This is a genomic window from Clostridium sp. SHJSY1 (genome assembly GCF_031626875.1).
Lineage (GTDB): Bacteria > Bacillota > Clostridia > Clostridiales > Clostridiaceae > Clostridium.
On sequence record NZ_JANDMF010000088.1, the window covers coordinates 1 to 8026 of the forward strand.

Below are 8026 nucleotides of genomic sequence, written 5' to 3' on the forward strand. Positions count from 1 at the left end.
TAACAAGGATTTATCATAAATGTTTTTTTATTTTATTCAGCTGTAAAATTATTCAAGCATTTTTGCACTATTATAGTTAATATATAATAATTGGAATGAAATGGGGAGATTGTTATTAGTAAGGGATATAAAAATCCTTTTAATAATTTAAGAGATAATTGTGGAAATTCTTTTAATAGAGGATTTAAAAAGTTTTTAAGATTACCTTTGTTTGCAATAATTAGTCCATGTAAATGTTTGGTTTTATGTGCTATGCTTGTAACATTATTATTATGCGGGGTGGGGTTATATGGATTAATTGTTATTATTTTATTGGTTTTATTATTTATATTTGTACCTTAATAAAACTCTATATTGTAAAATAACTATTTATGTGTTATTATAGTTTTTGAGAGTAAGACAGGCAATCGCTGCTAGCCTTTGAGCTAGGAGAGGAAAGTCGGGGCTCCATAGGGCAGGGTGCTGGATAACGTCCAGTCAAGGTGACTTGAAGGAAAGTGCAACAGAGATATACCGCCTATTTTATTGTAGGTAAGGGTGGAAAGGCGAGGTAAGAGCTCACCAGCGTGATGGCGACTTCACGGCTATGTAAACCCCACTTGGAGCAAGACCGAATAGAGAGGCATTGAAGGAGTTGCCCGCTCCGCCTCTGGGTGTGTCGCTTGAGCCTATTGGCAACAATAGGCCTAGATAGATGATTGCTTAATACAGGACCCCGCTTATGGCTTATCTCGTAAAAAATGATTGAAGCACTAGGTTTTTTATCCTAGTGTTTTTTTTATTGTAAATAACTCAATATCTGGGAAGTAATTTTATAATTCAAAGAAGAATTGTTTAACACTAATTCTCCTTTTTGAATCCAAAATACAATCTTAAGGATTAATTGTTATAAAAAGGGAAGAGTGATATAATTAAGAATATGTATAAGTTTTCAGATGGGGGATATGGTATGATTAAACTGATTGATAAGTATATTAATGCTATTAGAATAAGTAAATTGAATGGAGTTACATTTAGTGTTATATTTGCTTTTCTTATGTTTTCTACTTCACATGTATATAATGTGACTTTTAAAGGAATTCCAAATGAAGAAAGTTTAATAACTTCAGGTGTTACAGCAGTAATACTTGGCGTTATCTGGTTCTTCTCTTCTCTTGCTCTAGTAAAAACTTCAGATAAGATAGAGGCAAGAAAAGCGGAAGAACGTGAAAAAGAAATAGCTAAGAGAAGGGCAAAAGCGGAATCAAAAAGTATTATGGGAAAGAAAGTTAATAATAAAAAGAAGAAAAAGGGAGTTGCTTTATAAAGAAGTAACTCCTTCTTTATATGTGGAAAAAATTATGAATGAGAGAATGTATTTTGATGTAAAAGAATAGATAAGATATTTTTAGAAAATAAAATGGTTAAAAAATTAACAAATATAAATTAAAACTAATGATTTTTTCAAAATAGTATAAAAATTCAGATAAAGGTTGAATTCTTGATTGCGTGGGAATATAATTAAGATAGAAAGATAAAGAGGTAAAAATATAATTATATATCAGATGAAAATATAAGAAAAGACTATTGTTTTTTCTTTTTAATTAACAAAAGATTGATTAAAAATTAACAAACGAACTTTAGTGAAGTTATTACAAAAAAATAAATTTGTTTAAGGGGATGGTATCAATGGAAGTGACAAATGTTGAAGAGTTAATGAAAAAATTGCAAGAAGTTAGAAATGCTCAAAAAGAGTTTTCTACTTATACACAAGAACAAGTTGACAAAATATTTAGAGAAGCTGCAATGGCAGCACTTGATGCAAGAATATCGCTAGCCAAAATGGCAGTAGAAGAAACTCATATGGGTGTTTTTGAAGATAAAGTTATTAAGAATCATTTAGCATCTGAGTATGTTTATAATAAATATAAAAATGAAAAAACTTGTGGAGTTTTAGAAACAGATGATGCTTTTGGAATTACTAAAGTTGCTGAACCAATAGGTGTGGTTGCAGCTATAGTTCCAACAACTAATCCAACATCTACTGCAATATTCAAAGCCTTAATCTCTTTAAAAACTAGAAATGGTATAATTTTCTCACCACATCCTAGAGCAAAGAATTCAACCATAGCTGCAGCTAAAGTAATTCTTGATGCAGCAGTTAAAGCTGGTGCACCAAAAGAAATAATTGGATGGATTGATGAACCATCAATTGAGCTTTCACAAATATTAATGAAAGAAGCTGATATAATTCTTGCAACAGGTGGTCCATCCATGGTGAAAGCAGCTTATTCATCAGGAAAGCCAGCAATTGGAGTTGGTGCTGGTAATACACCTGTTATTATTGATGAAATGGCCCATATTAAGATGGCTGTAAATTCAATACTTCTTTCTAAAACTTTTGATAATGGTGTTATTTGTGCATCAGAACAAGCTATTATTGTAATAGATGATGTTTATGATGAAGTTAAAAATGAATTTATAGAAAGAGGATCATACTTTTTAAAAGCTGATGAGATAGAGAAAGTTAGAAAAATATTACTGATTAATGGAGTTGTGAATCCAGATATAGTTGGGCAATCAGCTTGTAAGATAGCTGAATTATCAGGAATTAAAGTTCCCCAATACACAAAAGTACTAATTGGAGAAGTGGAATTGATTGGATTTGAGGAACCATTATCTCATGAAAAATTATCTCCTATTTTAGCTATGTACAAGGCTGAATCTTTTGATGAAGCGCTTGATAAAGCTTGCAAGATTTTAGAATTTGGTGGTATGGGGCATACTTCAGTTCTATACACTAATGAATTAACTTGTAAGGATAGGATTGAAAGCTTTGGAACAGCTATGAAGACATCAAGAACATTTGTTAATATGCCAGCATCACATGGTGCAGCAGGTGACACATATAACTTTAAAGTAGCACCTTCATTTACTCTTGGATGTGGTTCTTGGGGAGGAAACTCTGTATCAGAAAATGTTGGAGTTAAACATCTATTAAATATCAAGAGCGTAGCTAGAAGGAGAGAAAATATGCTTTGGTTTAGAGTGCCAGAAAAAATTTATTTTAAATATGGTTGTTTAGGAACAGCTCTAGAAGAATTAAAAGATATGGATAAGAAAAAAGCTTTTATAGTAACAGATAAGATTTTATATGATTTAGGTGTTCTTGATAATGTTACAAAAGTATTAGAACAAATAGGTATAGATTATAGAATATTCTATGATGTACAACCAGATCCAACACTTGATAGTGCTAGAAAAGGTGCTAAAGAAATGATGGAGTTTAAGCCTGATACAGTAATTGCAGTTGGTGGTGGTTCTCCTATGGATGCGGCTAAAATTATGTGGGTGCTATATGAGCAGCCAGATGTAGCATTTGAAGATTTAGCTATGATATTTATGGATATAAGAAAGAGAATATATAATATGCCAAGAATTGGAGAAAAAGCTATATTTGTTGCTGTTCCAACATCATCAGGGACTGGCTCAGAAGTTACACCATTTGCAGTTATTACAGATGAAAAAACAGGTGTGAAATATCCATTAGCGGATTATCAATTAACTCCTGGAATGGCGATTATAGATGCAGAATTAATGATGAATATGCCAAAAGGATTAACTGCTTCTTCAGGGATAGATGCTTTAACTCATGCAATAGAAGCCTATGTATCTGTTCTTGCATCAGATTATACTAATGGGTTAGCATTAGAAGCTGCAAGGTTAATATTTAAATATTTGCCATTAGCATATAATGAAGGAACAATTAATGTAAAGGCAAGAGAGAAGATGGCTCATGCTTCAACAATTGCTGGGATGGCTTTTGCTAATGCATTTTTAGGAGTATGTCACTCAATGGCACATAAATTAGGAGCAGAACATCATGTACCACATGGAATTGCAAATGCGTTGTTAATAAATGAAGTTATTAAATTTAATGCAGCAGAGGACCCAAGAAAGCAAGCTGCCTTTCCACAATATAAGTATCCAAATGCTAAATTCAGGTATGCAAAAATAGCTGATTACTTACAGTTAGGTGGAAATACAGAGGATGAAAAAGTTGAATCATTAATTAATGCTATTCATGAATTAAAATTAAAATTGAATCTTCCAATGACTATTAAAGAAGCGGGAGTATCAGAAAAGAAATTTTATGCTACTTTAGATAAAATGTCAGAGTTATCTTTTGAAGATTTATGTACAGGATCAAATCCAAGATATCCATTAGTAAGTGAAATTAAGCAAATGTTTATTAATGTTTTTGATAAAGCTGAATAATTATAAGTAAATAGCTTTAATAAAAAAGGTGGGAGTCATAAATTCCACCTTTTAACATTTGTAATATGAAAATTATTTAAATATAGCTGTAACCCACTCATTGCTTTGATGCTTTTCTATCATGGAATAGCCATAATCTTCTACCATAGACTTAATTTTATCAAAGCTCCATTCTACAAGACCTGAAATAAGTAAATGTCCATCTTTGTCTAGATGTTTTTTTATTAAGTCCATAAACATATGAGTTTCTTCTCCTCCTATATTTATATATATCCAATCAAATTTACCATCTATAGCTACATCTCCAGATAGAGCATCACCAACTAGAACTTTTACATTAGTTAAGTTATTTAGAGATGCATTAAATTCAACCTCATCTTTAACATCTCTTATATCAAGTGCAACAACCTCTGTAGCATCTTTTATTGCAGTTGCTAGGGAAAGAATGCCTGAACCTGTTCCTATGTCTAAAACTCTTTTATTTGAGAAATCTTTTGAAAGTATGATTTTTAAAAGCTCTTGGGTCGTTTCATGAAGACCTGTTCCAAAAGCTCCTTGTGATATGAAATTAATTTTTTTCTTACCTTCAAATTCTTCTTCAGGTGAAGCAATAACATAAGTGTCATCAATGTGAATAGCAGGCATACTAAAATCATCGTAATTAGAAGATTCTTCAAAGACATCAAAGGGCTTTTGATTAAGAATAGAGTTAACCTTATTCATAAAGATTTCTAAGTCTTCTAAATCATCTACATGGCTTTCAAAAGCTACTTTAAGTGTAACTTCTTCAGATTCTACCTCTTCATAACCATAACCATTTTCATCAGTTGTTATTTTTAATAGGCTTTCATAGAACACATCATATATATCATTAATTTGTAGTGCTTCCACGGCTTCGTCAACTTTACTATATGGCATTTTATAGCAAATTATAAACATGTTTAATACTCCTTTCAAAATGAAACTAATAACATATTATTATATATATAAATTTATGTAAAGTAATAATGGATTACATTTACAAAAATAATCCTATGGAGTATCATAAAAATAGTAGTTTAGAAAGGATGGGATGTTTTGAAGAATATAGTTATTTTAGATGGAATGACACTTGGAAATGTTGAGTTTAAAAATCTTAAAGAATTTGGTAAGGTTGTATATTATGATAAGACTGATCAAAAGGATGTATCTATGAGAATTAAAGATGCATCAATAGTCTTAACAAATAAGGTTGTATTAAATGAAGATAATTTAAAAGAAGCCAAAAATCTTGAGCTTATTTGTGAAGCTGCAACTGGATTTAATAATATAGATATTAAATATGCTAAAGCAAGAAATATAGCAGTAACTAATGTTGCTGGATATTCAACACCAACAGTTGCACAACACACATTTGCAACACTTTTGCATTTATATGATAAGATTGCTTATTATGATAAATTTGTTAAGAGTGGACAATATTCAAAATCAGGTATGTTTACCAATTTAGATAGACCGTTTAATGATATAGAGGGAAAAGTATGGGGAATAGTTGGTCTTGGAACTATAGGTAAAAAAGTTGCTAAGATAGCAGATGCTTTTGGAGCAAAGGTTGTTTATTATTCAACATCAGGTAAAAATAATAATTCTGATTATAATAGAGTAGAGCTTGAAGAGCTTTTAAAGGAAAGTGATATTATATCTATCCATGCACCTTTAAATGATAGAACTCAAGGGTTATTTAATTATGAGAATTTAAGCAAAATGAAGAAGAGTGCTGTTTTAGTAAATATGGGAAGAGGGCCTATAGTTGTTGATGAGGATTTATCTAAAGCTTTAGATGAAGAGATAATTGCAGCAGCAGCTTTAGATGTATTTTCAGTAGAGCCAACTCCAGAGAATAATCCATTATTGCATATAAAAAATAAAGATAGATTAGTGATGACACCTCATATTGCATGGGCAAGTGTAGAGGCTAGAAATAGATTGTTTACAGATTTAATTGAAAATATTCGAGCTTTTTATAGAGAAGAAAAGAGAAATAGAGTAGAATTATAGAAAAAATCAGGTATTGACGAAAAATTCATCAATACCTGATTGCTTTAAGAATTAAATATGTATTTTTCAATAGTTCCTATTACTCCATTTTCAGTATTTTTAGGAGCTATAAAGTTACCGTATTGCTTCATATCCTCATTGGCATTTTCCATTACAAAGCTATAATGTGCATTTTTAAGCATTTCTATATCATTGTAAAAGTCTCCAAATACCATTGTTTCATTATATGAAAAACTTTCACTTTCTTGAATCTTTCTCAAAGCTTCACCTTTATTTACATTTTTATTCATAATGTCAACCCAAGCTTCCCCTGAAACAACAATCATAAATTCTTCACTAAAATTAGAATTAAGAATGTTATATGAAGTAATTGAGGATGATTCTAAACAACAAATAGCAATTTTAAATATTTCATCATCAACCGTGGTTAAATCTTCAACTACATATTTTTTTACATAATATTTATCTATTTCAGAAGAGAATTCTTTATTACATGGTTTATGATAAGCACCATTTTTCCCACATAATATAATTTCAGTATTTGGAATAGACTCTATACATCTAATCATTTCATTAACTTTGAACTTGTCCATTACACTTATACTAATAATTTTACCTTTCTCAACAATAAAGGCACCATTATCACAAATATAATACAGTTTATCAGAAACTGGAGCAAAATTTTCATAAAGAGTGAAGTATGGACGTCCACTAGCCACTACAAATTTTACATTTTTCTCTTCAAGCCTTTCTAGTATATAAGGAAAATTTTCTGGAATTTGTCCTTTTTCATTTAATAAAGTTCCATCCATATCTGTTGCAATTAATTTTATCATTTTTTACCTTGTCTCCTATTTTCATTTGATTAATTTCATTATACAGTATAAAATTATCTAATGAAATGTTAAAAAAAGGATTGTATAAGACTTGAATAAGAAATTTAATGTGTATATATAGTATAATTTTTATAGAGTATTATATAAATGGAAGAGAGTGATAAATCATGAAAAAAACAATTGAAAGAATAAAGAAATTTAGAGATGATAGGGATTGGAAGCAATTTCATACACCTAGTAATTTAGCTAAGGCAATATCTATAGAAGCAAGTGAGTTACTAGAAAGTTTTTTGTGGGATGATGAAAATTTTAATAAAGAACATGTTGAAGAGGAATTAGCAGATGTAATTGTATATTGCTTACATATGGTAGATGCATTAGATGTAGATATAGAAGAAATAATAAACAAGAAGATGGATAAGAATGAAGCTAAGTATCCAGTTGAAAAAGCGAAAGGGAACAGTAAGAAATATACTGAGTTATAGGAAAGTTGGTGAAAAAACGACAAAGTTAATGATTAAGAAAAAAAATCACCGATATGTTGACATATGAGTTGCCATATAGTAATATTATTGATAAGTTAATAATTAAAAGCGAAGAATGAGAGTAGTAAAAAGTATGAGATTTTTAAGAGAGTAGGGTATGGTGAGAACCTGCAAATTTTCCCTTTTGAACTCGCTCATGAGCTATAAGGCTGAAATGTTAGTAAGCTTTATCGGTTTTTAGCCGTTATTTGAATTAAGATAAGATTTTATTGGATGGTACCGCGTAATTGCTCCAAGTTGGGGTTATTGCGCTTTTTTGTTTATTAATATTATGAAAAATCTAGTGTAGAAAAATAGATAGTATTTAAAGTATTTCATGAACTACTTTTATAGAAAAATAAACTTAAATTA

General features: G+C 30.1%; 6 protein-coding genes, 1 other RNA gene and 1 other annotated feature. Of the genes, 5 read left to right on the forward strand and 2 right to left on the reverse strand.

Translation table 11 applies throughout. The annotated features are described in order from the left end of the window. Nucleotides 1–391 precede the first annotated feature (391 nt). From rnpB to adhE, 3 genes are all read left to right on the forward strand, one after another. Nucleotides 392–738, forward strand: an RNA gene (gene rnpB, locus NNC19_RS22870) — RNase P RNA component class A. 181 nt (nucleotides 739–919) lie between these two features. Then, nucleotides 920–1306, forward strand: a complete 387-nt coding sequence (locus tag NNC19_RS22875; RefSeq protein ID WP_310941015.1) for a hypothetical protein — start codon at nucleotides 920–922, stop codon at nucleotides 1304–1306. Nucleotides 1307–1668: 362 nt separating this feature from the next. Continuing rightward, nucleotides 1669–4257 carry a bifunctional acetaldehyde-CoA/alcohol dehydrogenase gene (gene adhE / locus NNC19_RS22880; RefSeq protein WP_310941016.1) on the forward strand — a complete coding sequence of 863 codons (2589 nt, stop codon included), beginning with the start codon at nucleotides 1669–1671 and terminating at the stop codon, nucleotides 4255–4257. A 72-nt stretch (nucleotides 4258–4329) separates the two neighbouring features. On the opposite strand, the gene NNC19_RS22885 is transcribed toward adhE, so the two are convergent. Next, nucleotides 4330–5196 carry a 50S ribosomal protein L11 methyltransferase gene (locus NNC19_RS22885; RefSeq protein WP_310941017.1) on the reverse strand — a complete coding sequence of 289 codons (867 nt, stop codon included), beginning with the start codon at nucleotides 5194–5196 and terminating at the stop codon, nucleotides 4330–4332. A 138-nt stretch (nucleotides 5197–5334) separates the two neighbouring features. On the opposite strand from NNC19_RS22885, the gene NNC19_RS22890 reads away from it, so the two are divergent. Continuing rightward, a complete protein-coding gene (locus NNC19_RS22890; protein ID WP_310941018.1) occupies nucleotides 5335–6294 on the forward strand; it encodes a D-2-hydroxyacid dehydrogenase in 960 nt (319 codons plus the stop codon). A gap of 44 nt (nucleotides 6295–6338) precedes the next feature. On the opposite strand, the gene NNC19_RS22895 is transcribed toward NNC19_RS22890, so the two are convergent. Then, nucleotides 6339–7130 (reverse strand): HAD family hydrolase, encoded by a 792-nt coding sequence (locus NNC19_RS22895; RefSeq protein ID WP_310941019.1) that lies wholly within the window; start codon nucleotides 7128–7130, stop codon nucleotides 6339–6341. Nucleotides 7131–7297: 167 nt separating this feature from the next. Here NNC19_RS22895 and NNC19_RS22900 point away from each other — a divergent pair, with 167 nt between their 5' ends. Then, a complete protein-coding gene (locus NNC19_RS22900; protein ID WP_310941020.1) occupies nucleotides 7298–7615 on the forward strand; it encodes a nucleotide pyrophosphohydrolase in 318 nt (105 codons plus the stop codon). Nucleotides 7616–7717: 102 nt separating this feature from the next. Next, nucleotides 7718–7913 (forward strand) — a binding site (T-box leader). The last annotated feature ends 113 nt before the right edge of the window (nucleotides 7914–8026 follow it).

Excerpts from the sequence above, each read along its gene's own strand:
- NNC19_RS22875 (WP_310941015.1), top strand. The coding sequence starts at position 920 with ATGTATAAGTTTTCAGATGGGGGATATGGTATGATTAAACTGATTGAT.
- adhE (WP_310941016.1), top strand. The coding sequence starts at position 1,669 with ATGGAAGTGACAAATGTTGAAGAGTTAATGAAAAAATTGCAAGAAGTT.
- NNC19_RS22885 (WP_310941017.1), bottom strand. The coding sequence starts at position 5,196 with ATGTTTATAATTTGCTATAAAATGCCATATAGTAAAGTTGACGAAGCC.
- NNC19_RS22895 (WP_310941019.1), bottom strand. The coding sequence starts at position 7,130 with ATGATAAAATTAATTGCAACAGATATGGATGGAACTTTATTAAATGAA.
- NNC19_RS22900 (WP_310941020.1), top strand. The coding sequence starts at position 7,298 with ATGAAAAAAACAATTGAAAGAATAAAGAAATTTAGAGATGATAGGGAT.